21 protein-coding genes and 2 riboswitches are annotated in these 26,608 nt (G+C 42.9%); of the genes, 12 read left to right on the forward strand and 9 right to left on the reverse strand.

Annotated elements, in window-relative coordinates; all coding sequences use genetic code 11:
• The first annotated feature begins 220 nt into the window (after nt 1–220).
• From JMW94_RS11040 to JMW94_RS11060, 5 genes are all read left to right on the forward strand, one after another.
• Entirely contained in the window at nt 221–1,330 is a 1,110-nt protein-coding gene (locus JMW94_RS11040; protein ID WP_227685492.1) for a DUF4209 domain-containing protein, read from the forward strand.
• Between the two features lie 15 nt (nt 1,331–1,345).
• The gene (locus JMW94_RS11045) at nt 1,346–1,804 is read left to right on the forward strand and encodes a DIP1984 family protein (RefSeq protein WP_201604445.1); all 459 of its coding nucleotides are present in this window, start codon (nt 1,346–1,348) and stop codon (nt 1,802–1,804) included.
• 343 nt (nt 1,805–2,147) lie between these two features.
• Nucleotides 2,148–3,236, forward strand: a complete 1,089-nt coding sequence (gene rtcA, locus JMW94_RS11050) for an RNA 3'-terminal phosphate cyclase (protein WP_201604446.1) — start codon at nt 2,148–2,150, stop codon at nt 3,234–3,236.
• A 207-nt stretch (nt 3,237–3,443) separates the two neighbouring features.
• Nucleotides 3,444–5,252, forward strand: coding sequence for an FMN-binding glutamate synthase family protein (locus JMW94_RS11055; RefSeq protein WP_201604447.1), 1,809 nt, complete (start codon nt 3,444–3,446; stop codon nt 5,250–5,252).
• A gap of 64 nt (nt 5,253–5,316) precedes the next feature.
• Nucleotides 5,317–6,132, forward strand: coding sequence for a phosphodiester glycosidase family protein (locus JMW94_RS11060; RefSeq protein WP_201604448.1), 816 nt, complete (start codon nt 5,317–5,319; stop codon nt 6,130–6,132).
• A 119-nt stretch (nt 6,133–6,251) separates the two neighbouring features.
• On the opposite strand, the gene JMW94_RS11065 is transcribed toward JMW94_RS11060, so the two are convergent.
• The 5 genes from JMW94_RS11065 to JMW94_RS11085 form a co-directional block, all read right to left on the reverse strand.
• Complete coding sequence (locus JMW94_RS11065) at nt 6,252–7,448, reverse strand: globin domain-containing protein (RefSeq protein ID WP_201604449.1); 1,197 nt, start codon at nt 7,446–7,448, stop codon at nt 6,252–6,254.
• Nucleotides 7,449–7,885: 437 nt separating this feature from the next.
• Nucleotides 7,886–9,121 carry a vWA domain-containing protein gene (locus JMW94_RS11070; RefSeq protein WP_201604450.1) on the reverse strand — a complete coding sequence of 412 codons (1,236 nt, stop codon included), beginning with the start codon at nt 9,119–9,121 and terminating at the stop codon, nt 7,886–7,888.
• Between the two features lie 86 nt (nt 9,122–9,207).
• On the reverse strand, nt 9,208–10,071 hold the full coding sequence (locus JMW94_RS11075; protein WP_201604451.1) for an AAA family ATPase: 864 nt from the start codon (nt 10,069–10,071) through the stop codon (nt 9,208–9,210).
• 385 nt (nt 10,072–10,456) lie between these two features.
• Nucleotides 10,457–11,098, reverse strand: a complete 642-nt coding sequence (locus JMW94_RS11080; protein WP_201604452.1) for a hypothetical protein — start codon at nt 11,096–11,098, stop codon at nt 10,457–10,459.
• 307 nt (nt 11,099–11,405) lie between these two features.
• On the reverse strand, nt 11,406–11,726 hold the full coding sequence (locus tag JMW94_RS11085; protein ID WP_045451381.1) for a YcgL domain-containing protein: 321 nt from the start codon (nt 11,724–11,726) through the stop codon (nt 11,406–11,408).
• Nucleotides 11,727–11,961: 235 nt separating this feature from the next.
• A riboswitch (glycine riboswitch) is annotated at nt 11,962–12,099 on the forward strand.
• Nucleotides 12,100–12,153: 54 nt separating this feature from the next.
• A riboswitch (glycine riboswitch) is annotated at nt 12,154–12,313 on the forward strand.
• A 188-nt stretch (nt 12,314–12,501) separates the two neighbouring features.
• Between JMW94_RS11085 and gcvT the strand changes: the two genes are divergently transcribed.
• The 6 genes from gcvT (at nt 12,502) to JMW94_RS11115 (ending at nt 19,913) form a co-directional block, all read left to right on the forward strand.
• Nucleotides 12,502–13,689, forward strand: coding sequence for a glycine cleavage system aminomethyltransferase GcvT (gene gcvT / locus JMW94_RS11090; RefSeq protein ID WP_193007665.1), 1,188 nt, complete (start codon nt 12,502–12,504; stop codon nt 13,687–13,689).
• 69 nt (nt 13,690–13,758) lie between these two features.
• Nucleotides 13,759–14,139, forward strand: coding sequence for a glycine cleavage system protein GcvH (gene gcvH / locus JMW94_RS11095; RefSeq protein WP_011280078.1), 381 nt, complete (start codon nt 13,759–13,761; stop codon nt 14,137–14,139).
• A 259-nt stretch (nt 14,140–14,398) separates the two neighbouring features.
• The gene (locus JMW94_RS11100) at nt 14,399–15,181 is read left to right on the forward strand and encodes a nitroreductase family protein (protein WP_201539908.1); all 783 of its coding nucleotides are present in this window, start codon (nt 14,399–14,401) and stop codon (nt 15,179–15,181) included.
• Nucleotides 15,182–15,257: 76 nt separating this feature from the next.
• Nucleotides 15,258–18,155 carry an aminomethyl-transferring glycine dehydrogenase gene (gcvP, locus tag JMW94_RS11105; protein ID WP_201604453.1) on the forward strand — a complete coding sequence of 966 codons (2,898 nt, stop codon included), beginning with the start codon at nt 15,258–15,260 and terminating at the stop codon, nt 18,153–18,155.
• A gap of 337 nt (nt 18,156–18,492) precedes the next feature.
• Nucleotides 18,493–19,113 (forward strand): hypothetical protein, encoded by a 621-nt coding sequence (locus JMW94_RS11110; protein ID WP_060491436.1) that lies wholly within the window; start codon nt 18,493–18,495, stop codon nt 19,111–19,113.
• Nucleotides 19,114–19,223: 110 nt separating this feature from the next.
• Nucleotides 19,224–19,913, forward strand: a complete 690-nt coding sequence (locus JMW94_RS11115) for an esterase/lipase family protein (protein WP_201604454.1) — start codon at nt 19,224–19,226, stop codon at nt 19,911–19,913.
• Between the two features lie 39 nt (nt 19,914–19,952).
• Here JMW94_RS11115 and JMW94_RS11120 read toward each other — a convergent pair whose 3' ends face one another.
• The 4 genes from JMW94_RS11120 to JMW94_RS11135 form a co-directional block, all read right to left on the reverse strand.
• Entirely contained in the window at nt 19,953–21,287 is a 1,335-nt protein-coding gene (locus JMW94_RS11120; RefSeq protein WP_201604455.1) for a ribonuclease D, read from the reverse strand.
• Nucleotides 21,288–21,629: 342 nt separating this feature from the next.
• Nucleotides 21,630–22,223, reverse strand: a complete 594-nt coding sequence (gene recR / locus JMW94_RS11125; RefSeq protein ID WP_055123892.1) for a recombination mediator RecR — start codon at nt 22,221–22,223, stop codon at nt 21,630–21,632.
• Between the two features lie 119 nt (nt 22,224–22,342).
• Complete coding sequence (locus JMW94_RS11130) at nt 22,343–22,672, reverse strand: YbaB/EbfC family nucleoid-associated protein (RefSeq protein ID WP_045445429.1); 330 nt, start codon at nt 22,670–22,672, stop codon at nt 22,343–22,345.
• Between the two features lie 251 nt (nt 22,673–22,923).
• Nucleotides 22,924–24,213: an O-succinylhomoserine sulfhydrylase gene (locus JMW94_RS11135; RefSeq protein ID WP_201604480.1), complete on the reverse strand. Its 1,290-nt coding sequence runs from the start codon at nt 24,211–24,213 to the stop codon at nt 22,924–22,926.
• A 596-nt stretch (nt 24,214–24,809) separates the two neighbouring features.
• Between JMW94_RS11135 and JMW94_RS11140 the strand changes: the two genes are divergently transcribed.
• On the forward strand, nt 24,810–26,450 hold the full coding sequence (locus tag JMW94_RS11140; protein ID WP_060491440.1) for a phospholipase D family protein: 1,641 nt from the start codon (nt 24,810–24,812) through the stop codon (nt 26,448–26,450).
• Nucleotides 26,451–26,608: the final 158 nt, after the last annotated feature.

Here is a 26,608-nt window from a genome sequence, read left to right on the forward strand (position 1 = left end):
GATCTAAACCCTATCGAGAAAAAGTGGGCACAGGCTAAGTTTCTACGCCAAGGGTGGATGGAGAATAATTTACCAAAACTGTTTCAGGATATGGGCTGTATCTCTTTTATTATAGACTGACTATATTCTCGATTCAGGTTTGAATAAGAATGAAGAATATATACTTGCTAAAAAGATGCAGCATATAGTGGAGTCTAAAAAAACTGAGTCTCACGTGAAAATGACACAAGCTATCGATTATTTAGATTTTGTGATTGATTCATATCATAAGTCTAAGAAAAGACAAAGTAAGTCCAAAGCCAACAATGAAAAAGGGCTTTATCTTGAAGTACATGCTGATAATAGAATGCTAGATAGTGGTCTAGCAGCTTGTGATTTTTATAAGAAAGCTCTTAATGCTTTTCAGGGTGTAGAAAAACCATTTCGTGAAAACTTAAAAACTGAAGTAAGCATTAAAAGAATAAGACAAAAAATTAATGATGCAAACCTGTCTGGACTAAACTCTATGCAAATAACTGAAACTGGAATTGATGTTTCTGAACTTACTGAACAAGCAATTAGTCGTGTCACTGGTACTACCAATTTATCAGAAGCCTTGAAAAGATTTATAAATATAGTTCATGAACTAGACTATCAGGGGATGAGAGAACAGTACCACCCTAGTGTAATAGATTTTCTTGGAGGTAGTAGAGCAGTTTCACCCGTTGATGGTCGTACTATAGCAATAAATAAAGGCATTGATATAAATGACCCTAACAGTATAGAAGAGTGCAAAAACGACCATGCTATTAAGTTATTAATGACTAGAATCAACTTGACTGTAGAAAGTCAAATTTTACCCGCACTGGATCAAATTAATTCAGAACATATATTTACACGTGATTACCTAGAAAACCTATGTGAGCAAGCTCCTATTGTTCCACTTAATCGTCAGAAGTTAATGGGTCATGCCTTATATGCAGGGTTTCAGAAAGATTACTATACTTCAACGCATGTACTATGTCCTCAGTTTGAACATATGATTAGAATGATTCTAAAAGATTTAGGTGTCAAAACGTCCTATATTGACCCATCAAATAATATTGAATCTGAAAATGGTTTAAGTACATTAATGAATTCTTTAGAGCTAATTAGGTTGCTAGGTGAAAATCTATGTTTTGAAATTAAGACTCTATTTACAGATTCTAAGGGATTTAATTTACGCAATAATATTGCTCATGGATTGCTAGATGATGCACATGCAGTTACATCAGGAAGTGTTTACGCTTGGTTCCTAATCTTACGAATGATTATAAAATCAATTGAAAACAATGTAGCACATCAAATTTAGTAAAAGGAAACCCCAATGAAACTCGCAGAAGCCCTACTTATCCGTAGCGATATGCAAAAGAAGCTAGCGCAAATCAAAGGACGCATTCGCAGCAATGTCAAAGTCCAAGAAGGCGACACGCCAAATGAAGACCCAAACGCATTGATGATCGATGCAAGCCAAATCATTACCGAGCTGAGCGTATTGATTGAACGCATTCACCGTACCAATGCCATTGCCAAGACCAATGACGGCCAATCGATGCTGACACTATTAATCGAGCGTGATACGTTAGAGATGCGTCACAAGCTGTTGGTGGAGGCAATTGAAGCCACCGATACTGAGGTTGATCGTTATAGCCCGCGAGAGATTAAGTGGCATGTCATGGTATCGGTTGCAGGTTTGCAAAAGCAAGCCGATGATATCGCGATGAAACTTCGCAAGATTAATATTGTTATTCAAGCCAATAACTGGCAATTTAATCTTGTTAAATAGTTATTTTTAAACCACATTTTTAAAATTTCTTGCCAGCTTAAAATAAGCTGTCGGACTCCTCTTTTGGAATCGACTGGGCGAGTGTCAGACCCCGCGTATCCACAGCAGGGGGTTGAAAACATACTGTAGTGGCTGCTACGCGTTGCGGGCAAACGCTTTTTTACAACTTATGCCCCGTACACGTCACTCAGCACAACGCACCATTTAGACCTTACTACCAGACACTGACAGTCGGTTTCAATCTTATTTTAAATGCGACCCAAAATGTATCGGAAGCATTTCATTGAGTCTATTTTAAAAACATCACAAATCAATAGTCGTCCAAACTATAAAGACATTTATCATGACTAAAACAAAGCCCAAAACCCTAAAAATAGATGGCAGCACTGGCGAAGGTGGCGGGCAAATCATTCGCACTGCCCTATCGTTATCGATGCTCACAGGCACACCAATCGAGATCACCAATATTCGTGCTGGAAGAGCTAAATCTGGATTGATGCGTCAGCACTTGATGTGTGTACAAGCCTCGCAGCAAATATCAAATGCCACCGTGACAGGTGCCGTTTTGGGCAGTATGGCGTTCACCTTTACGCCAAGCAAAGTGAAATCAGGCGATTATAATTTTGATATTGGCTCAGCAGGCAGCACCAGTCTTGTGCTACAAACGCTTTTACCCGCCCTGCTTTTTGCCAACACTGGTTCAGCATCACCATCTACCGTAACAATAAAAGGCGGTACGCATAATCCATTAGCACCCACCACGGACTTTTTACAGCACGCATTCGTCCCTGCATTGGCGAAATTAGGGATGCAAGTTGATATTGAATGTATGCAAGCAGGCTTTGCGCCCATTGGTGGCGGCTCGATTTGTGCTGTCATCACACCGTTTATGCGCCGTGCTGACTCACGACCATTGACGCTAACTGAACGCGGAGCGTTGGTCGGTATAGAGCTAGTCGCGAGTAATCTAAATCTCGAATACGATATCTGCAAACGTGAGCTTGCAAGCGCTAAAGTAGAACTGCTCGAAACTGGAATGAATGACACGCTCATTACCACTAAAACCAATAAGCTGAACGGTATCGGTGAAGGTAATACTTGCTATGCACAGGTTACTCATGAATGGGGCGATTGTCTGCATCACGAAATATTTACGCTATTGGGTGAAAAACGCACATCAGCGGAGAAGATGGGCAATCGCTTAGCAGGTTTGGTTAAACGTTATCTCTTTAAAGCCGATGCATTGGTTGATGAATACTTAACAGACCAGTTGCTATTACCACTGGCGTTAGCAGGCGGTGGCGAGTTTACCGCACGTGTCGTTAGTAAGCACGCTGAAACCCAAGCATGGCTCATTCAGCAATTTTTGCCCGTTGAGATTAAGCTTAAAGTGATCGACGAGCAGAAAACTTTGGTACAAGTTGTCTGTTAAAATCACGCCACTAGCAACATCAACAGTAGCACTCTGTTACCCAATTACTGCTATGCAGTGATATCATATGTGTATGATGTAGGCGATAAATCTGAGCGCTTTGTCAGTGTCTAACAATAATGGTCATAAGAGGGTGGTTTTTACCCTACTCTCTCTTTAAATCATTGTCACCTTTTTAATATTTATGTATTACTGTTGAGTGTAGCCATGCCCCAATCTCGTACCAATCTAAATCCTGAACCTAAAACCAACTCTCCGTATTTGGTCGGCTTATTGCTGCGCTATAGCACCTTTGGCGCTGCCATCTTAATATTTTTAGCAGGTCTACTATTGCTAAATTGGTGGTTAATTATTCTCGGTGGGTTTGGGGTATGCTTGGGGATTTATGACGTCATACAATCAAAGCATGCTATTTTGAAAAACTATCCAGTTGCCGGACATATTCGTTATGTGCTTGAAGATTTTCGTCCTGAAATTCGTCAATATTTACTAGAAAATGACAAAGAGCAAGTACCGTTTTCACGCCAGCAGCGGGCGCTAATTTACCAACGTGCTAAGAACGTTAGCGACACTAACGCCTTTGGTACGTTAGATAATTTATACACCAATGGTAAAGAATGGTTTTTACAATCAGCGATTAGCCAACCTCTAGAAAACAAAGATTTTCGTATTATGGTTGGCGGTGAGCGTTGTCAACAGCCGCATGATATGTCGGTATTTAATATCTCGGCGATGAGCTTTGGTAGCTTATCGGCTAACGCGATTATGGCGCTCAATCAAGGCGCAAAAATGGGCGGCTTTACTCATGATACGGGTGAAGGGGCTATCAGCCCTTATCATCGCAAGTTCGGTGGTGATTTGATTTGGGAGCTAGGTACAGGGTATTTTGGTTGCCGTGATGATAGTGGCAATTTTGACCCGCATTCTTTTGCCGAAAAAGCGGTTGATCCACAAGTAAAAATGATTGAAATCAAATTATCTCAAGGGGCAAAACCTGGTAAAGGTGGCGTGCTACCCGCGGAGAAAATCACCCAAGAAATCGCTGATACCCGTCAAGTACCGACAGGTCAAGATTGTGTGTCGCCCTCGTCGCATACAGCCTTTAGTACCCCGCGAGAATTGGTCGCTTTTTGGCAACAACTGCGCGAGTTGTCAGGCGGCAAACCTGTGGGCTTCAAACTTTGTGTTGGTCAGCCTTGGCAGTTTATGGCCATTGTGAAAGCCATGATTGAAACCGATAACTACCCTGATTTCATCGTCATCGATGGCGCAGAAGGCGGTACTGGCGCGGCTCCTGTCGAATTCATGGACAATGTCGGCATGCCGATGGTTGAAGGATTTTTATTAATACACAACACTTTGGTCGGCGCAGGCATTCGCGATAAGATCAAACTTGGCGTGAGCGGTAAAATCGTTTCTGGTTTCGATATTGCCCGTATGATTGCCTTGGGCGCAGACTGGTGTAATTCAGCGCGCGGCTTTATGTTTGCCGTTGGCTGTATTCAATCACGCTCGTGCCATACCAACACTTGCCCGACGGGCGTTGCCACCCAAGACCCGTATCGTCAAAAGGCGCTGGATGTACCAAGCAAAGCTGAGCGCGTCGCAAGCTTCCATAAAAACACTCTGAAATCCCTGGCCAGTATCGTTGGCGCAGTCGGCTTACAACACCCAAGCCAATTACAACCGTATCATATCGCGCGCCGCCTCGATGATGGGCAGATAAAACTATTGTCAAAGTTCTTTTATTTTACCGATAAGGGAGCGCTACTCAATAATAGCGCCCGCGCAGATGTGTTTAATCAGATGTGGGTCATGGCGAACCCAGATAGCTTTTTAGCCAATGATGACGCCCTCATTGCTTATAATAAAGACTCACGGGATAAAGGCAGAGAAACCACCACATCGGTGGAACAGAGCCTTGGCAACTTTGCGAGTATCACTGGCGGTGGGCAGTTAATCGGTAACGTCAACAATACTTTTCGCGATGTTCCACTTAGCAATGATGAGCAATAGTGATTAGTATTTCACTATCCATGAGCGTTTATATTTTACTCTTTATCAAAAAGACAGATGATTGATGCCAAATTTCGCTCTTCCCTTACCTTTAGGAGCAGTCGTCCTACTCTTGCTAAGTGTCAGTGCTTGCCAACCGATAAGCACTGATGCTGCTGACAACAAGACACAAAACTGGTCGTGCCAGACTCAGGATGCACCATTTTCTTATAGTGTTTGTAGCATTGACGCTCAAGCCTTGATAGGTGGTCGCTACTCATTAAAATTATTTTGGCAGCAGCCTGATAGTACGCAGCCATTACTTACCTTTGATACGTTATTAGCGACTTTACCAAAAAATCAAGCACTTAACTTTGCTATGAATGCAGGTATGTATAACGAAAATTATGCACCGATTGGTTATACCATCATTGATGGTGAAGAGATCAAATCGCTAAATCTCAAAGAAGGCGGTGGCAATTTTCATTTACTGCCCAATGGCGTGATGTGGTGGGATAAATTGGGCAACGTGCAAATTACGGAAAGTAACGCCTTTGACGATCAGCTTAACAGTAGTAAGGCACAGCCTTGGTATGCCACCCAATCAGGTCCTATGTTGGTTATCAATAACGAGATACATCCGCAATTTAATCCTGATAGTACTTCACTCAAGATTCGTAATGGCGCAGGTGTTTGTGATGACGGTCACATAAAATTTGTCAGTAGCGATGAGCCTGTGACATTTTATCAATTTGCATCGTTGTTTAAGAATGACTTAAACTGTCCGAATGCTCTGTTTTTAGATGGCGGGATTGCTTCGGCATTATATGCGCCCAGCATTGATAAGCATGATAAAAAAGAGATGGGTGTGATGGTTGGATTGGTTGAAAATAAAGATTAGGCGATGTATTTTTTTAAAATAGTGATAAAAATAAGATAAATTGCATTGAATAAAAAGCACTTGAGACGACTCTGTCATCCAAGTGCTTTTTTATTATTAGCAACAGTTAATAGCTAAAATTAACCGCCCAAACTCATCTTGGGACCAAACGGTTCATAATGAACGCTATCAACACCGTGATTTAGCGTCACTAGCCCATCGATCATGCTTTCCATAAATGGCATCGAGCCACAGACATAAATATCAGCAGGCTTAGGTAATTGAGCAAGCCACGCCTCATCTAATAGTTGTCCAGACTCAAAATAGAAGACATGCTTCTCTACAGTCTCAGCCTTTTCTAACAGCGTCTCCACTTCAGTATTGAAAGCGTGATGCGCATCATTTTGGCAAGCATAAACCCAAATAATAGGTCGTTTTGGATTGGCTAATACTTGTGCTTCCAACATAGATAGCACAGGGGTTACCCCAACACCCGCACTCATCAATACTAGCGGAATCTCATTTTGCTGTACCAAGTCTTGATTGAGCGCAAAGTCACCTGCTGGTGCCGATAATAAAACCGTGTCACCCACTTCTAATTGGTCGTGCATATAGTTAGAGACCAAACCATGATGCTCATTGCGGTTGTCGCGTCTGACCGCAAACTGAATGCCTGCATCGGTACTAGCAGAGTACAAAGAGTAATGACGTAGCGCAACATGGTCACTGTCTTTTGGATCTGTTTTCACTGTGATGTACTGACCTGCGGCTAAAGTCAATTTGCTCAGGTCAATCTGTTGATGACTTTCTGCATTATCTTTGGCTGGTACAACTGTAAAGGCCGCAATATCCGTAGCAGCTGCTACCTTTTTAGTCACTACAAAAGGCGCAAAACCCTGCCACATCGCCTCCTTATACATGCCATGTTCAATCTGGATAAATACTGAGGCAATCTCATCATAAGCTTCAGTCCAAGCATTGATAATATCGTCATTGGCCGCCTCGCCCAGCACTTGCTTAATTGCACCAATTAAATGCTTACCAACGATAGGATAATGCTCAGGCAAAATCTGTAAAGCACGATGCTTGTGGCTGATTTGCGTGACTTGTGGCAATAACGTCGCCAATTTATCCAAGTGCTTAGCAGCGGCTAACACGGTCGTTGCAAGAGCCGTCTGTTGACGACCCAATTTTTGATTGGTTTCGTTAAATATGTCCAACAGCTCGGGATGCTCTTCAAACATGTTTTTATAAAACACCGTGGTGATTGCCGTTCCATGCTCTTCAAGGACGGGAACAGTTGCGGTGACGATTTCTAAAGTCTTTGGTGAAGCCATACTGTCTCTCTTATTAGTACCAATTCCAAAAAATATGAGGAGCGCTGTCAAACTCGTGTAGTCTACTGAATGTAGTACTTGCACGCGCTTTTTTGCTACTAAAATGGTTGAAAATGGCATAAGTTCATTACATTGATTGGTTGATTAACATATGAAAAATGAAGTGCTTAAATAAGCAACGACGACTGATTTTTACAAACAATTATCAAATTCTTGTCATCAAATTTTTCGCCGAACCAGTCAAAACGCTTCTATAACATTCATTTTAAATGAATGTTATCATATTTTGCTGCTTATACCAATGCCGTATGACTGCAAAACTGATTATTTTCGACAAAAAAGCAGCCGCTATGCTGTCATAACGGCTGCTTTTATCAAAAAATACGGGGATTAACAGGTTTTCTAAGTTAGGGCGTATCTTTATCCACACGTCAAAATTAACGCGCTAGATAATTGGTCATCTCTTCTACCCCATGTAAGGTCATCGGATACATTTTATTGTCGAATAGTTTCTTAATTTCAACGATGGTTTGGGTATATTGCCAGTACGCTGGATCTTCAGGATTGAGCCAAGCGACTTTATCAAAATGCGCCAATACCCTTTTTAACCAAACAATACCCGCCTCATTGTTCATATATTCAACGCTGCCACCAACTGTCATCAGCTCATATGGCGACATTGACGCATCGCCGACGAAGATAACGCGATATTCACGACCGTATTTATTGAGTAGCTCATACGTTGGCATCGGCGCACTATGGCGACGATTATTGTCCTTCCAAACATAGTCATACAAACAGTTATGAAAGTAAAAAAACTCTAAGGTTTTAAATTCATTTCTAGCCGCTGAAAATAGCTTTTCTAAGGCTTCAACATGGACATCCATACTGCCGCCCACATCGAACAGCATCAATACTTTGACGCGATTACGGCGCTCAGCTTGCATATGGATATCGAGCACGCCTTTTTTTGCCGTGCGTTTAATAGTCTCATGAATGTCTAGCTCATCGGCGCTACCGGTACGAGCAAACTGGCGCAAGTTTCGTAGTGCCATTTGAATTTGACGGGTACCAAGCTGACTGTCATCATCAAGGTTGCGGTATTTACGCTTCTCCCAGACTTTAGCCGCGCTACGTTTACGCGATTCACCGCCAACGCGCACGCCTTCTGGATGGTCACCATAGGCACCAAATGGCGATGTACCGCCTGTACCAACCCACTTACTACCGCCTTGATGCCGCTCTTTTTGCTCTTTAAGACGCTCTTCAAGCGCTTTCATTAGCTCCTCTAACGAGCCGTATTTTTTGAGCAGTCGGCGCTGCTCTTCGGTTAAGTTTTTTGGATCTAATTTTAAGTCAAGCCACTCTTTAGGAATGTCCGTTAATTTAGCCAATAGCTCATCCATATCCAGGCTGTCGACGCCTTCAAAATAATCTGCCATTGCTCGGTCAAACTTATCAAAATGGCGCTCGTCTTTGACCATACAAAGCCGAATCAGTCGGTACATATCCTCACGACTGGCAAAGGTAGACAGCTCTGGATCTTCCTGCTTTGATGAGACAATTGGCTGCATCATCAGCCCTTGATCTAACGCGGCATTTAGGTCAAGCAGCTCACGCGTACTGACTGGCACACCATAAGTACGTAAGGTATAGAACAATTTGATAAACATAAGAGTCGCATCGCTTATTGGCTGATATGGTGACAAGTGAAGCCGTTTTATTAGGGCGTGTCATCATTTTGAAAATAGTCTTTCGTTTAACGGCGCATTATATTAGCAAAGCGTTGCAACAAGCTCACATCGGCTTCATTTTTAAGCAGTGCGCCATATAACGGTGGAATGGATTTTTCACCACGCAAATTTTCTTCCAGCTCTGCTTGTGCCATATCATCAGCCAGTAGGAGCGTTAACCAATCAACCAGCTCAGACGTTGATGGTGGCTTTTTAAGCCCTTGAACATTGCGCAGCTTATAAAAAATATCGAGCGCATCGTTGACCAGCTTTTCTTGAATATCAGGGAAATGCACGTCAATGATTTGACGCATGGTTTCTTCTTCTGGGAAGTCAATATAATGGAAAAAACAACGACGCAAAAAGGCATCTGGCAGCTCTTTTTCATTGTTCGAGGTGATGATAACCACTGGACGCTGTGCCGCGGTAATGGTCTCACCTGTCTCATAAACATAAAAAGACATTTTATCGAGCTCATGAAGCAAGTCATTCGGGAATTCGATATCAGCTTTATCAATTTCATCAATCAATAGCACACTGCGCTCTTTACTGGTAAATGCCTCCCATAGCTTACCGGGTTTGATATAATTGCCAATCTCATAAACCTTATCATCACCCAATTGCGAATCACGCAAGCGCGATACTGCATCGTACTCATACAACCCTTGCTCGGCTTTCGTGGTTGACTTGATATGCCACGTAATCAGCGGCATACCCAAACTTTCAGCGACCTCCTCCGCCAATAATGTCTTACCAGTGCCCGGCTCGCCTTTAATCAATAGTGGTTTTTGTAACGTCATCGCTGCGTTGACCGCCAACTGCAAATCGTCAGTGGCAATATAGTTTTGCGTACCAGTAAAGCTTTTTTTCGTTTTATCAGTCGTGGTCATAATCAAGTCTCAGTTATTGTTATAGATTAGGGCTGTCAAGAGCCAGAAAAGGCTTAAAGGCAATTGATGGCAAATAAATAATCATTTAGATTAGCACAGCATGATTGATTGCCAAAATACTCATGCGTTCGCAGTTGTTGAAAAACAATAGATGCCTTGAACGCTTTTTGACGGTTGATCGGCACAGTCATAAAACGTTTTTTCATAAAAAAAGACACGCATGGTGTCTTTTTTTATGGCGCTTTTCATTCACAGTATTTTTATTAATAGCGTCTTTTATGTAGCCACCATAAACCTAAAGCACAGAGCCAATCATCGCTAGCGAAATTTTAATATCATTTTACTGACGTCGCTTTACTGATGGCACTTTATTGATGTTGCTTTACTACTTATCGAGCTTTTCCATATTAGGCTTTTTAGCTAAACTGCTGTCTTTTTTTAAGCTAACGTCTGCTTTAGGATTAGCCGCTAAAGGCGTTTTATTAGACGGTTCAGCCACAGTGGCTTGGTCGGTTAAAGTCATGCCTTCTGTCAAATAATTGCCAGTCGTCAGCTGCATGGTCGCTTGTGTATCTTCTGCAGTACGACTGCGCGCTTTGTCTAGACTTGACTCAAAAGCACCGCGAATAAGCTGCCAGACAAAGCCCACAAATAAGCCGACCACTAACACCACGAGTATCGGCAGCATATTGGTAATCGCGCCAGCCGTGTCTTTCATCATAATCGCATAAACCACGGCGATACTAGCGGGGGCAATCACACTTGGATCGCCAAGGGCAGTGCCTGGTGCCAATAACACAGCAAACAATATCATCCAACTCACACCGCCCAACGGCCGCGGCAGCATACGAGCGACCAGCAACCACAATACCAACACAATAACGACACCACCCAGATACGCGTACATCGGTAAGTCTGCGGGTGGCACGTCTTTTACCAGCTGTCCCCACCAAATAGCAATTTCGCCGAGAATATCACTAATGGCTTCCAGCGGTAAGCTGTTTATAATACCTTTTAACCAGTCCATGCGTGTGTAGTTACCTGCGTTTATAAATTGTGCAGCGCGTTTACGCGCTTAACGATAGACAATGTGCTGTTTCAACGAACCATAATATCGAATACATTATCTTCAAAAGCCCTTAAGACATAAGCACTTGAAACACGACCTTTTGCCTCGCCACGTATTTTTTGTCTTGTCACTCATATAGCCTGCTAGTTTATCACGACTTTCTACCAAAATGCATGAGCGCAAATGTGTCGTAAACTTTTTCTTGCTGGCTGTCATGCAACATAGCCAAAAGAGGCTGATTGAAAACTCGCTTCAAAAATACCCATTAATCATAAATATTGTCTTGTGCTTCACGCGCACGTAATTCCGCTTGGCGGCGCATCACATCTTGCGGAGGCATTTGTACAAAATACCCTTGCGACTGTAATTTTGCCAGTACCTCTGCTTTATCAACGCGCGCAAGTGTCGGTGTATTGGCTAAGTCCAAGTGCATCACAAATTTACTGCGCCCTAAACTGGCACGGAAATCTTTTGGTAATACGCCAAGCCAATCTTTAATCTCGTCGGTATCGTCAGGATAATCAGGACGGGCAATATAGACATACATATCGTTATGTTTGGGGAATTTATAAATATCACAATGCATAATAATGACCTATCAGAAACTATCGCCATAGATTAGCATATTTTGGGTGAATATCAGTAGTCGCTTTACGTTTTACGATGGGCATTCATGCTAAATTGACCACTACCTACCAAACGTAAAACGCTTTACTTATCGATACGGTATTGATTATTCTCACAAAAAATAATTTTTGCCAAAATTATTCACTTTAATCGCGTAGATGACTTGTAAAAGCGCGGTGAACCTTTCATAATAAAAGCGTTTTTCAGGAGAGAGTCTTGAGCACGATATCAGGTGCGTTCATATTAATGAGCTGGCGCTGATAGTTGCTACTTGACCACCGAAGGCGCATCCACCCTGCCAATCGCTCAGGTAAAAGGACTGAAAAACACATGTCACGACTGTTTCGCTGTCTACCATCAATTGCGTAGCACACCCAAACATAAGGCATAACAAATCTGGAGAGCGGTAAGGACGGACGACGCCTTACCCACCGAAGGGGAGAAAATGCGACATCATTTAATTTGGTTTTTTAAGGCTGATGCTTTTAAAAACGTGCAATGATGGTTCGTGTTGAAAATCTCAGGTTACAGGACAGATAGGGCTTTTGCTTAAACCGACGTTCAGCGTCTGTTTGGCGGATTGCGCTATTTTTCTGTGCTACCCTTGGTTGCAATGTTTGCACCTTGCAATATTGCTTCTCGCTACTATGATAAGGCACATCAGCCCTCATACTTTGATACTTGTTTTTACGACTGGTTATCGAATGCAGCTGATGTCCACATAAGGATTTGTTATGACCACTACTCAAGATAACACTGCTCAAAGCGCCAACACTTCAGCCCCTAAACGCACACCTCTTTATCAGTCTCACGTTGATAGTGACGGCAAGCTGGTGGATTTTTCTGGTTGGGAATTACCAATCCATTATGGTTCGCAAATCGAAGAGCACGAAGCGGTACGTACTGATGCTGGTATGTTTGATGTCTCGCATATGGTCGTCGCGGATGTCACAGGTAGCGATACCAAAGCATGGCTACAAAAGCTACTGGCCAATGATGTCGATAAACTCAAAACCGTCGGTAAAGCGCTATATTCTGGCATGCTCAACGAGCAAGGTGGCGTCATCGATGACTTAATCGTTTACTTGATGAACGAAAACGCTACTGAATATCGTATCGTCTCAAACGCTGCTACTCGTGATAAAGACATGGCACAATTTGATAAAGTCGCCGAAGGTTTTGACATTAGCATCACTGAGCGTCCAGAGCTTGCGATGATTGCCGTGCAAGGACCGAACGCTGTTGAAAAACTCGCGCAAACCAAACCTAGCTGGGCAGATACTTTAGCTGGTCTTAAGCCTTTCGTTGGTGCTGATTTAACAGACATCGAAGGCAAAGATTGGTTCGTCGCTCGGACTGGCTATACCGGTGAAGATGGCGTCGAAGTCATTATGCATGGTGATGATGCACCAGCGTTTTTTGAGCAATTAAAAGCCAATGGCATCAAACCTGCCGGTCTTGGCGCGCGTGATACCTTGCGTATGGAAGCTGGCATGAACCTTTATGGTCATGACATGGACGACAACGTTAGTCCTTACGAGTGCAACATGGGCTGGACACTCGCGCTTAAAGACGATCGTGATTTTGTCGGTCGTGACGCTTTGGTCAGCAAGCGTCAACAGTCAAAAGACGATAGCTCTGCCATGAAACAAGTTGGCTTGTTGCTAACGACACGCGGCGTATTGCGTGAAGGCATGACAGTCACCATCAATCAAGGCACGGAAAATGAGCAAACTGGCATTATCACCAGTGGTACCTTCTCCCCTAGCCTAAAAAATTCGATTGCGATTGCCCGTGTGCCTGCCAGCGTATCAGATGATGATAGCGTTCAGGTCGATCTGCGCGGCAAAGGCAAGTTCGTTGATGTGCGTGTTCTTAAGCTACCGTTTGTCCGTAATGGCAAACAGCAGTTTGACTCGTAGGCATTATAAACCCTATTATTAACGTCCACTATTTTTGTTAACCATCCTCTATCACTTAGGAGAGAGACCATGAGCAATATCCCAGCAGAACTAAAATACATCGCCAGCCACGAGTGGTTACGCTTAGAAGACGACGGTACTATCACTGTTGGTATCACTGACCATGCTCAAGACCTATTGGGTGACGTGGTATTCGTTGAATTGCCAGACGTGGGCGACATCATCGCTGTTGATGACGAAATCTCTGTAGTTGAATCAGTAAAAGCGGCTTCTGACGTTTATGCACCTATCTCAGGTGAAGTCGTTGCCATCAACGAAGCCCTAGAAGACGATCCAGAAATCATTAACTCTGACCCATACGGCGAAGGTTGGTTCTTTAGAATGAAGCCTGACAACATCGCTGACTATGAAGCACTGCTAACCGCTGATGAGTACGAAAACGAGCTGTAATAGCATCTTCACTCTCTCGCTTTAAAAGCGATGTTTTATTTAAATGCCGCTACTTATAACCTTAAAAAACATAGCTTGTTATGACAGATATTGGCGTCAGCTGATATCTGTACACTTTTTCTTAGAATGCTTATCGCTCAATTTATTGCGTCCAATCGCTATCTGATTTATTCATATCAATTACGTGTCAGGCGCTATTAAAGAGACGTACTCAATACTGCCTCAAGTTGATCACTTAATCTCCAGCATGGATTCTCATATGACCCCTGACACTGACAATCAAGCAAACGCTCAAGCAAGTTCTCAAGAAAAATTTGCCACGCCTGATAATACACCGCAGCTGCAAGCGTTTCGCGAAGTGGTTGAATCACGTCGTTCAGTGCGCCGCTTTACCGACACACCGATACCTGATGATGTGTTAGCAGACTGTTTGCGTTTGGCCATGCTTGCACCAAACTCTAGCAATCTACAGCCGTGGGAATTTTATGTGATTGATGATGCGGACAAGCGCAAACGCGCGGTGAAAAACTGCATGAATCAAAATGCAGCGAAAACCGCCGCTCGTTTAATCGCAGTCGTTGCTCGCACCGATGTGTGGCATGACCATGCCAAGCAAATATTGCGCGAATACCCTGATAAGCCAGTACCCAAAAAGGTCAAAGACTACTATACCAAAGTCGTTGCCATGGACTTCTTACGAGGACCTGCCAATGTGGTATCAGCGGCTAAATGGGGTGCGACTCAAGTGGTCAGACGGGTAAAAGGTCCGATTAAATCACCTTACTATACTTTTGAAGACACCAAAAACTGGGCAACCAACAATACTGCCCTTGCGGCTGAAAACCTAATGCTTGCCCTACGCGCGCATGGCTTTGATAGCTGTCCGATGGGCGGCTTTGATGAGCCTGCCATGAAGCGCTTATTAAATTTGAGTGATGATCAACATATCATTATGATGATTGGTGCTGGCGAACGCGCTGATAATGGCGTTTACAACAGCCAGTTCCGCTTTGACCAAAAGCAATTTGTTCATTACGTATAAAATCTTAAACCGTCATTAGTTATTATTACTATTTATTTTAGCCATCCCTTTATTACTCCCTTAACCAAGGATTGTCATGACTATCTCGCAAAACCCAACGTTTGATACCTTTAAAGGTTTATTCAACGAAGCTGAATTTGTCTATCGTCATCTAGGCTCTAATGAGACCAAGCAAGCTGACTTGCTCAATGCCGTTGGCTATCAAGACATGGCGAGCTTCATTAACGATACCGTGCCTGAACCAGTGCGCTTGCATAAAGAGCTAGACTTGCCTGTAGCGATGAGTGAGCATGCAGCGCTTGCCAAATTGCGTACCATGGCAGATGACATCACTGTTAATAAGAGCTATATCGGACAAGGCTATTCGCCAGTACGTATGCCTGCGGTCATTCAGCGTAACGTCCTTGAAAATCCAGGCTGGTACACAGCTTACACGCCTTATCAGGCAGAGATTGCCCAAGGTCGCTTAGAAGCGCTGCTTAACTTCCAACAAGTATGTATTGATCTGACTGGTCTTGAGCTCGCTGGCGCGTCATTGCTTGATGAAGCAACCGCAGCCGCAGAAGCCATGGCAATGTCAAAGCGTGTCAGCAAAAGCAAATCAACGCAGTTTTTTGTTGATGACCGTATCTACCCGCAAACATTAGATGTTATTAATACCCGTGCCAAGTACTTTGGCTGGGAAGTGGTGGTTGGTGATTTTGAACTGGCTAAATCAGGCGATTATTTTGGTGCTCTCTTCCAATACGTCGGTGTTGAAGGCGATGTTAAAGACTTAACCGACGTCATCACTGCTGTGAAGAAAAACAAAACTTATGTGAGTGTCGTCAGTGACATCATGAGTTTGGTATTATTAAAATCACCAGCAGATATGGGCGCAGACGTCGCTTTAGGTAGCACGCAGCGTTTTGGTATTCCAATGGGCTTTGGTGGTCCACATGCTGCTTACTTTGCCTTCTCTGACAAAGCCAAGCGCTCAGCGCCTGGTCGTATCATCGGCGTCTCTAAAGATTCACAAGGCAATACTGCCCTACGTATGGCACTACAAACTCGTGAGCAGCATATCCGCCGCGAAAAAGCCAACTCAAACATCTGTACCTCACAAGTATTGCTCGCCAACCTAGCCGGTATGTATGCCGTTTATCATGGTCCAGGTGGCGTAAAGCGTATTGCTACTCGTATTCATGCATTTGCCACTGCCTTTGCTGATGTCATCAAAAATGCTAACGACAGCAACTTAAATGTCGTACATGACCAATTCTTTGACAGCGTTGTGATTGATTGTGGCTCAGAAAAACTGGCCACTCAAATTTTCGAAAATGCTGACAATGTAGGCTATAACTTATGGCGTCTTGGTGAAACCAAATTAAGCGTTGCGTTTAGTGAAACCAGCGATCAGCATGATTTTAGTGTATTAACTCAACTGTTTGTTAGTAAAGCACATGACCTACCAGAAGACGCTCGCGTTTCTCTTGATAGTGCACACTTGCGTACCGATGCTATTTTATCGCATCCAGTATTTAACTCGCATCATACTGAACACGAAATGCTGCGTTATTTAAAATCGCTTGAAGACAAAGATTTGGCAATGAACCGCAGCATGATTTCATTGGGTAGTTGTACCATGAAATTGAATGCCACCAGTGAGATGCTACCGATTACGTGGCCTGAATTTGCTAACGTGCATCCTTTTGCACCACGTGACCAAGTCACAGGCTACGTTGCCATGATTGATAGCTTGCAAGACCAGCTGAAAGCCATTACTGGTTTTGATGATGTGTCTATGCAGCCAAACTCTGGCGCTTCAGGTGAGTATGCTGGTCTGTTAGCGATTCGCCGTTATCACGAATCATTGGGTGAAACTGACCGTGATGTTTGTTTAATCCCTCAGTCAGCGCACGGTACCAACCCTGCGACGGCTATGATGATGGGCATGAAAGTAATCGTGGTTAAAACTGATGACAATGGTAACGTTGATATCGATGATCTAACTGCTAAGTGTGAAGAAAACAGTGCCAATCTAGGTGCGTTGATGATTACTTATCCATCAACGCATGGCGTGTTTGAAGAAGGCATCCGTAGAATCTGTGACCTCATTCATAAACATGGCGGTCAGGTTTATATGGATGGTGCCAATATGAATGCACAGGTTGGCATGATGCAACCGGCTGACGTTGGCGCTGATGTATTGCACATGAACTTGCATAAAACCTTCTGCATCCCGCATGGCGGCGGTGGTCCAGGCATGGGCCCTATCGGCATGAAATCGCATTTAGCACCCTTTATGGCCAATCATACATTGAGCCCTGTGCATAATGCGCAAAAAGACTGCTCGGCCGTATCGGCAGCCCCTTATGGTTCAGCAAGCATTTTACCAATTTCATGGATGTACATTGCCATGATGGGTCGTGATGGTCTGCTAAAAGCGACTGAGCTTGCGCTATTAAATGCTAACTATGTCGCTGCTCAATTAAAAGACCACTACCCTGTCCTTTATACGGGCAAAAACGGTCGCGTTGCTCACGAATGTATCATCGATATTCGTCCGTTGAAAGAAGAGACGGGCATCAGTGAAAGCGATATTGCTAAGCGCTTGATGGATTACGGTTTCCACTCACCAACGATGAGCTTCCCAGTTGCGGGTACCTTGATGATTGAACCAACTGAGTCTGAATCTAAAGAAGAATTAGATCGTTTCATCAGTGCGCTAAAATCTATCAAAGCCGAAGCAATGAAAGCCAAAGCTGGCGAAGAGGGTTGGACGTTAGAAGACAACCCACTGGTCAACGCGCCGCATACCGCGGCGATGGTCACCAACAGCGAATGGACGCACCCATACAGCCGTGATACAGCAGCATTCCCACTGCCTTATATCCGCGCCCATAAGTTCTGGCCAAGCGTAGCACGTGTCGATGACGCTTATGGTGATAAGAACCTCATGTGTTCTTGCCCAAGTATCGAAAACTATATGTAGTTTTCAAATAAGCATGAACAGTTGATATAAAAATAAACCTCCAAGTCAGCAGCTGATTTGGAGGTTTTTATTTTGTATGTACTTTATCTGACTTGTTATGCTCTTAGCATGGTTAACTCTAAATAAAACAAAAGATGATCAGAATAGCCTGCTACTAATACATATTTTCCTTGCTTGCTGTGCGACTTCGTCACTGTAGATGCTACGTAAAACTTATCTCAGCAGCACTTAATTCTTTTTAAATTTAATCGACTATAGTTAGTTAAAATCATAATTGTGTCTATAAGCAAACGCTTTATAATGATCTTCTTATTTAATCTTATGTGGAATAGCTAAAATGACTCGTGCAAATAAAAATACGACAGTGTCTAATCACGAGCCCATTCAGCTTGAAGGTGTCATACTCATAGCAGGCATCATGTTTTTTGCTGCTCTAGCCACAGTTATCAGTATCTATTTTAATGACTATAAGTTAAACATCAGCTGTGAAAAAAAACGACCTGATGAAATAGCAATCTGCCAAATTGTTAAAGTAAACCTACTTGATCAGAAGACTGTATTATTTGATGACCAACCTATTACTACTGCTAATATATTAGGAGTATTAGTTTTTAACAGAAGTCCTAGCGCAGTTAGTAACAACTTCCAAAAAAAGCTGTGCAAAGCTCAATTATATGGTAGTTATGGAGAAGTAATTTGGAAAACTCAGCATTCTAATGAATGGTGGAAACAAAACTGCTTTGGATATGATGATAGTGGCGCTTTTATAGATTACTTAGAAAATCAAGAAATTGCAGAAAACAGAAAGCTGAATCACAACTACCAACTTGTTATCTATAAACATTGGGATAAGTACTTACTAAGCTTTCTAGGTTGGGCAGTGGTTTGCTCAATTATCCTTATTATATATTGCCATATAAGGTTGGGAATAGAACTCCGTAAAATGAGTCAAACTTGAGCTAGATTTAATATACATAGATTATATGAATTATAAAGACTGGTTCTTCATGTTTTTAGCATTCTTTTTCATATGTTACCAAAACTATTTTTACCTTGTTGGAAAATGCCATGCCACAAAAAAACTGCGTCATTCTCATCCATGGTCTGCACCAAACCGCTTGGATCATGCGACCACTCGCCAAACGCTTGCAAGCAACAGGATTTGATACTCATCAATTCGGTTATCGTAGTATGCGTGACGGTATTCAAACCAATAGTGCCCGCCTAAATAACTGGCTAGAAAACCATCATCACCCTGACCAACCGATAGATTTGGTCGGTCATAGTTTGGGCGGTCTGATTATTCGTGATTTTGTCACTGCATATCCGCAGTGGCAAATCGGACGCTGCGTCACACTTGGGACACCGCATTTAGGTAGTGTTTGTGCAGATTATATTTGGCGCTTGACCCCAGCTGTGGTGGGGTGCTCGTACGTCGATGCGCTAGATGGAACGGTCGCACCCCTACCCGAGCATATCACCTTAGGCGTGATTGCGGGTAATCGTCCTTATGGCTTAGGGCAGTTGTTTTTGCAATACCATAATCGCAAACTGCGTAAGACAAATAATATACCATCAGTAGAACATCTACTACACGATGGCACCGTATATGTAGCAGAAACCAAAATAGAGGCAGCTACTGACCATATCGTATTACCAGTGTCGCACACTGGGATGCTGGTCGATAAAACAGTAGCCGCGCAAACCAAGTACTTTTTACAACATGGACAGTTCGAGCATAACAAACTTACGTCTTGAGAAAAGCATCATCTTTTATCAATGATAGAATCTTATGGCTTATCTAACATTGATACCCATACCCTGCTGCAACTCAGTTTTATGTTTTTTGATGACTGGAATCAGGGTGTTCATGACCCAGTCATTCCGCCAACCTTTTAAGCCTTCTGGCAACTCGCTTAAATCTTTATCAAAAGCAATTACTTCATACAATTGTCCGAGCCACTTCTTACGCATCAATACATTGTCAGGTACGCCGATAGCTCGTGCGTGATCATCGATCGCTTGCTGCACTGCTTTTGACAGTACTTTATTTTTTGAGCGATACGGCGGTAATAGGCAGTCAGGAAATTCAGCAGGGTGCAGGTTTTTTGCTTGATTTATCACTTTTAGCAGCTCTTCGCCGTATAAGCGCAACATACTGCGATGCATCGTGGTTTTATGCGCAAGCTCTCGCATATTGCTTGGTTTTTCATTGATGATCTCACGTACTGCTTGTTTTTTAATCACAAACGTACGTGGCTGATTGGTCGAACGCGCCAGCTCCTCGCGCCACGTCGCAACCGCTTGCAGTATCGCCATCTGCTTTGAAGTATAACGATAATCTGCCATTGTTAGGTACATTGCGCTGTCTTCAACATGCTGAGCATCATACAAATCACTGGCATAAAGCTGGCAATCTGCCCATACATAATCGTACAAACCTTGCTTTTTTAACGCATATTCAAGACTTAAATAAAGTGCTGGCAAAAAGCGTACGTCATCAATCGCATACTGCTCTTGCTCGTCTGATAATGGACGTTGCAGCCAGTCCGACTGGCTTTGTTCTTTATCAATGTGCATGTCTAGCTGGTCGTCAAGCGCTTGCTGATAGCCCATTTGCAATTGACCCGTTAAGTAAGACAACGCAATTTGCGTATCAAATATATTAGTCAATGGCGGACAACCAGAGAGTAGATAAAAAATTCCTAAATCCTCACCACAGGCATGCCAAATCGCTACATCAACTTTGGCCAGTGCCTGCCACAGTTCGGTCAGTTGCAACTGCGGGGCATCTAATAAATAAATATGATTGCCAGTATTTAGTTGCACCAATGCCAAGCGCGGATAGTAAGTATCACGTTTGATAAATTCGGTATCTAACGCCACCCGACCACAAGTTGCCAATGCATCGATAACTTCAGCCAAACCATTTTGCTCACGCACCCACGTGACAGCAGCTTCGTCGGCACTATCTAGCAGCGCATCAATATCTGGCTCTGAAGGTATATCTGCTGACTCTATTTTAGAATTGATTGATGGTGCTAATAAATCATCAGAAGCAGCAACGTTAATGTTGTCTACAAGGTTTGATTGGATGGCAGCAGTTGAAGCTGTTGGAGCATGGTTGGACACGGGCAGATACCTGCATAAATAGGAGAAAATAAAACGCTAAAGGGCGTCTCAATAAAAGTAAATAATAAAATACTAGGGCGTGTCCTCATTTTAAAAATGGTGATAAAAATGGTGATAAAAATGAGATAAATTGCAGTTAAACAAGGAAAATAGCGCAGATAATATCGAGATATTAGTCAGCTATTTGACGCCGTTTGGCAAGATTTAGCCATTTTTAACCCATTTAGATAACTATCGATTGAATTGAGGACACGCCCTAGTGAATCAATTATAACAATTTCCTGAAATAAAATGGACAAGACTTGGTTTTTATAAAGAAGTTATAGAAAAAATGCCAGTATGCTATAAAAATGAACGATTTTGCATCGCTTGTCCAAGGGTCATGCTATCAAGATATTCAAGCTCACCGCCCATTGGTACACCTTGTGCCAAACGTGTGACCTTATTAACATGACGACTAACCGCTGCACTGATAAAGTGCGCGGTGGTCTGCCCTTCGACAGTCGTACCAGTCGCCAATATCAACTCTTCAACAGGCTCTTGCTTGACCCGCCAGACCAGTTGTTCAATATTCAAATCATCAGCGCTAATACCATCAATCGGTGATAAATGACCACCTAATACAAAGTAGCGGCCACGGTAGCCTGCGGTTTGTTCGATAGCCATCACATCTGCTGCTGTTTCAACCACACATAGCAAGGCATCATCACGCCTTGGGTCTTGGCACAGCGGACAGATGTGATCATCACTGAAGCTGTGGCAGCGCTGGCATTCGACGATATCGCGCATCGCTTCATCAAGCGCTTGGGCAAGTGCCATGCCTTGTGGACGTTTTTTGGTGAGCAAATGCAGTGCCATACGTTGGGCACTTTTTTGACCCACACCCGGCAAAATACGCAGCTGTTTAACCAGCTGATCAAATTTGGCTGTCAGCAAAGCATCTTCCTTTATTTAACTTAATTTATAAATCGTAGCTATGAAAATGGGGTCGTATCATGTCGATAACAACCCCATTTTGTCTTTAATATGTCGTGTTTGGCTCAAAAAATAACGACTTAGAACATACCTTGCATACCAGGTGGTAGACCCATACCTGAGGTCGCGCCAGCCATGGTTTCTTCGTATAGCGCATCTGCTTGACGAACGGCATCATTGATAGCAGCAGCGATAAGATCTTCGATCATATCTGGCTCATCTTCTAGCAAGCTTGGATCGATGGTTAAACGCTTAACCACATGGCGACCCGTCATGGTGACTTTTACCAGACCACTGCCCGCTTCAGCTTGTACTTCTTTATTCGCAAGCTCTTTTTTAGCATTTTCAACGTTTGCTTCGACTTTCTTTTGCATCGTTTGTGCTTGTTGCATTAATGCTTGAATATTCATAGTTGCCTCTTTTGTTTTTTAATCATAAATGATTGATATTTTACTAGGGCGTGTCCTCAATTCAATTGATCATATCTAAACGGGCTAAAAATGGCTAAATCTTGCCAAACATCGTCAAATAGCTGGTCAATATCCCGATATTATCTGCGCTATTTTCCTCGTTTGACGGCAATTTATCTCATTTTTATCACCATTTTTGAAATAAGGACACGCCCTAATATAAAGTGCTAACCGCGATTATACCGTTATCTTTACAAACTGTCTAAACCACGCGCCAAATCTTTGATGATATCTTCTACATCTTCTAAGCCTACTGACAAACGAATAAGACCATCTTTTACGCCCGCTTCTACGCGCTCTTTTGCACTCAAACGAAAATGAGTGGTGGTCGCAGGATGGGTAATGGTGGTTTTAGCATCACCTAAATTATTGGTGATAGAAACCATTTGGGTCGAGTCAATGACATGCCAAGCGGCAGATTTCGAATCACGACTATTTAAATCAGTGCTATCAGAAGCCTTTACCTCAAAACCCATGATAGCACCATAGCCACCTGTCATATGATGTTGGCGCGTCGCCAGCTCATGAGCAGGATGATCACTCAAACCTGAGAAATGTACGGCACTAACATTGGGATGATTGACCAAAAACTCTGCCACTTGATTGGCATTTTGACAATGCGCTTGCATACGCAGTTTCAGCGTCTCTAACCCTTTGGTAAATACCCATGCGTTAAACGGACTCATACTGATACCGCCTGAACGTACCACAGTAAACGCCTCTTGCATGAGCTTATCACTGCCCACCAATGCGCCGCCGAGTACTCGACCCTGACCATCTAAATACTTGGTTGCAGAATGAATCACCACATCTGCACCCAAATCAAGCGGACGCTGCAAAGCTGGTGTCGCAAAGCAATTATCAACGACCAATAAGATATCATTGGCTTTACACAGCTGGCTTAAAAAGCCGATATCACAAATCTGTGCCAATGGATTACTAGGGCTTTCGCAATAAATGACTTTGGTGTTTGGTTGAACGGCGTTTGCCCACGCCTCATTATCGAAGCAATCGACATAACTGACTTCCACACCGAACTTTGCCATATAATTATTAAATAGACCAATCGATGAGCCAAATAATTGATTGGCAGCAAGCAAATGATCGCCCGCTTTCAGATATGCCAAGCACATGGTCAAAATCGCGCCCATGCCAGAGGCTGTCGCCACTGCGCGCTCACCGTTTTCAAGCGCTGCCAAACGCCGCTCAAAGGTACGCACACTCGGATTGGTATGGCGTGAGTACACGTTGCCCGTCTTGTCTCCATTAAAATGTGCCGCGGCATCTGCCGCTGAGGTATAAACGTATGAGCTGGTGGTAAAAATAGCCTCTGAGTGCTCACCCTCATCGGTACGATGTTGCCCTGCCCGTACAGCAATGGTTTGCATACCATAATCGAGAGCTAAATTGAGCGCGTCACTGCGCCAGTTTGGATCTAATTTATCTACATTTTTATCATCATGGGCTTGCGACTGACTCATAAATATTCCGTTGCTTTGATTGGTATTTTGATTGGTATAAAATGACTGCTTATTCTTCTGATTATCGACCGAATGCATCAGCGTTATCATATCATGTCAACTTATTCCACACAGCTGGTTTCAAGCGATGGCTAAACATTATTTTTGAATACACATCTATAGTCGGTTCAATATAATTTAGATACGAGGAAGGCAAGCGAAAGTACTACAAATAGTAGGGTAAGCGAGCCTGACACCGTATCTGGTTTATATAGGATTAACTATATCTTTTTCTAGACAACAGATGAAAGAGAGAGCATATCTAAACGATAAGTAAATAATGACTGAATAAGTCGCTGAATCTAACAAAAATAACGTATTTATAATAGGCATAGATGACGACAGCTGATAAGCTTAGCGGCGATTTAATTTTTGCCTTGGGCGATATTGTTATACGCTTCGTAATCAGTGCTATCATCGGTAAAATAAACGATGCACTAGCGCATGTCCTTCATTCAATTGATAGTCTTTTTAATGGGCTAAAACTGAGGACATGCCCTCACGCTTACTTTCTAACAAATACTTCTTTATGTAAGGCTCATTAAGGTAATTCATTTATGTCGATGTTCAGTATAGAACCAAGCAACTTATCGTTGAGTCTAACACTCGGACTAACCTTAGGTCTTAGTGGATGTCAGGTTTTGCCAAAACAGCCGCACTTACCTGAGAGCCAAGCATTATCAGCACGAGTACATGACTTATATCAACAAGAAGACAATCAAGAAACTGGACAAAGTGACACAGTAGCAACCAATGACGTTGATTTGGTAGCATCGATTAGCGAGCAGAATGATATTCACCCAGATTTATCTGGCTATCACCCCATTGTAACTGGTGCCAATGCTTTTGCTTCTCGCAGTATATTAACGGACATGTCCACACGTAATATCGATGCGCAGTATTATATTTGGCATAATGACCAAGCTGGTCAGCTACTATTGAAAGATCTGTGGGAAGCGGCTGAACGCGGCATCATTGTACGCTTATTATTAGATGATTTTAATAATGATGCCACCTTCGATCAGCATTTATTACGTTTTTCCAGTCACCCAAATATTGCAGTACGAATCATCAATCCGCTGATGCACCGTAAGTTTCAAACATTAAACTACGTCACAGGTCTGCCACGTATCAATCGCCGCATGCACAATAAAAGCATGACTTTTGATAAGCAGATTACCATCATTGGGGGACGTAATATTGGCAATGAATATTTAAGCAATGACCAAAATAGTCAATTTGCGGATTTGGATGTTTTACTCATCGGTAAAGTCGTCGCAGATATTGACAACAGTTTTTCAAGCTATTGGTCGTCGCCTTTGTCATTCGACATCGAAACTTTAGTGAAGCCTGACAACAATACAGCACCTGATTTCCTAGCGGCACTGGACAAGCTCGGTCAGGACGAAAAAGGTAGCGACAATCATTTGACGGTGTATAAAGAAGCGCTAGAAGAGTCAACGATAGACAGTGACTTGGTCAATAAACGCGTGCCTTTTCGCTGGACAGATATGCAGTTTTTAAGTGATGATGTGGGCAAGCTGACCAAAACGGTACCAGCGGATACCAATTTAGTGCATCAATTGCGTACCTTATTAGGCAGTCCGACCAAAAAGCTAACCATCATTTCCTCTTACTTTGTACCCACCAAAGATGGTGTCAATACTTTAGTGCAATTGGCTGAAGCTGGTATCGAGATTAAGATTTTGACCAACTCATTTGATGCGACCGACGTGACTGCTGTGCATTCTGGCTATAGTCAATGGCGACCTAACTTGCTGCGCGCTGGTGTCAAAATCTACGAGCTAAAATCCACCGCCTCTGAAGAAAAACGCGAAAACAAGCTTTGGAAAGCTCGTAGTCAATCCTCAACCAGTTTACATGCAAAAACGTTTGCCGTTGATGACTATCAAGTATTCATTGGCTCCTATAATGTCGACCCTCGCTCTGCCAATATTAATACAGAAATGGGTGTGATCATCAATGATGATGAGCTGGCAAAACAATTGCATGGTGCGCTGAGCGATGACCTGCTAAACCAAGCTTATGAAGTCAAACTATCAGATAATGGTAAGCTACAGTGGCATACTATGGAAGACGATAAAAAAGTGGTTTACGATTCAGAGCCACGCGTCGATATCAGCGATCATGTCTGGCTGACTATCATGTCATGGTTACCTATTGATTGGTTGCTATAGCTGCCACCATCAAAAGTACTCTAAAACCTAGTCATATTTAAATAATAACAGCGTTATTGAGTGATTCTTTTGCCCAATTTTTTTAGTTTGAGCACTTTTTAATTTGGGTGCTTTTCATTCAAGTGCTTTTAACTCCGATGCTTATTGCTCAATAACTG

The sequence above is a fragment of the Psychrobacter immobilis genome (assembly GCF_904846185.1).
Lineage (GTDB): Bacteria > Pseudomonadota > Gammaproteobacteria > Pseudomonadales > Moraxellaceae > Psychrobacter > Psychrobacter immobilis_B.

Coding starts and splice junctions, on each gene's coding strand:
- JMW94_RS11115 (WP_201604454.1), top strand. CDS start 19,224: ATGCCACAAAAAAACTGCGTCATTCTCATCCATGGTCTGCACCAAACC.
- JMW94_RS11130 (WP_045445429.1), bottom strand. CDS start 22,672: ATGAATATTCAAGCATTAATGCAACAAGCACAAACGATGCAAAAGAAA.
- JMW94_RS11065 (WP_201604449.1), bottom strand. CDS start 7,448: ATGGCTTCACCAAAGACTTTAGAAATCGTCACCGCAACTGTTCCCGTC.
- JMW94_RS11080 (WP_201604452.1), bottom strand. CDS start 11,098: ATGGACTGGTTAAAAGGTATTATAAACAGCTTACCGCTGGAAGCCATT.
- JMW94_RS11060 (WP_201604448.1), top strand. CDS start 5,317: ATGCCAAATTTCGCTCTTCCCTTACCTTTAGGAGCAGTCGTCCTACTC.
- rtcA (WP_201604446.1), top strand. CDS start 2,148: ATGACTAAAACAAAGCCCAAAACCCTAAAAATAGATGGCAGCACTGGC.
- JMW94_RS11040 (WP_227685492.1), top strand. CDS start 221: ATGACACAAGCTATCGATTATTTAGATTTTGTGATTGATTCATATCAT.
- gcvT (WP_193007665.1), top strand. CDS start 12,502: ATGACCACTACTCAAGATAACACTGCTCAAAGCGCCAACACTTCAGCC.
- JMW94_RS11135 (WP_201604480.1), bottom strand. CDS start 24,213: ATGAGTCAGTCGCAAGCCCATGATGATAAAAATGTAGATAAATTAGAT.
- JMW94_RS11075 (WP_201604451.1), bottom strand. CDS start 10,071: ATGACCACGACTGATAAAACGAAAAAAAGCTTTACTGGTACGCAAAAC.
- JMW94_RS11045 (WP_201604445.1), top strand. CDS start 1,346: ATGAAACTCGCAGAAGCCCTACTTATCCGTAGCGATATGCAAAAGAAG.
- JMW94_RS11055 (WP_201604447.1), top strand. CDS start 3,444: ATGCCCCAATCTCGTACCAATCTAAATCCTGAACCTAAAACCAACTCT.
- gcvH (WP_011280078.1), top strand. CDS start 13,759: ATGAGCAATATCCCAGCAGAACTAAAATACATCGCCAGCCACGAGTGG.
- JMW94_RS11085 (WP_045451381.1), bottom strand. CDS start 11,726: ATGCATTGTGATATTTATAAATTCCCCAAACATAACGATATGTATGTC.
- gcvP (WP_201604453.1), top strand. CDS start 15,258: ATGACTATCTCGCAAAACCCAACGTTTGATACCTTTAAAGGTTTATTC.
- JMW94_RS11110 (WP_060491436.1), top strand. CDS start 18,493: ATGACTCGTGCAAATAAAAATACGACAGTGTCTAATCACGAGCCCATT.
- JMW94_RS11070 (WP_201604450.1), bottom strand. CDS start 9,121: ATGTTTATCAAATTGTTCTATACCTTACGTACTTATGGTGTGCCAGTC.
- JMW94_RS11100 (WP_201539908.1), top strand. CDS start 14,399: ATGACCCCTGACACTGACAATCAAGCAAACGCTCAAGCAAGTTCTCAA.
- JMW94_RS11140 (WP_060491440.1), top strand. CDS start 24,810: ATGTCGATGTTCAGTATAGAACCAAGCAACTTATCGTTGAGTCTAACA.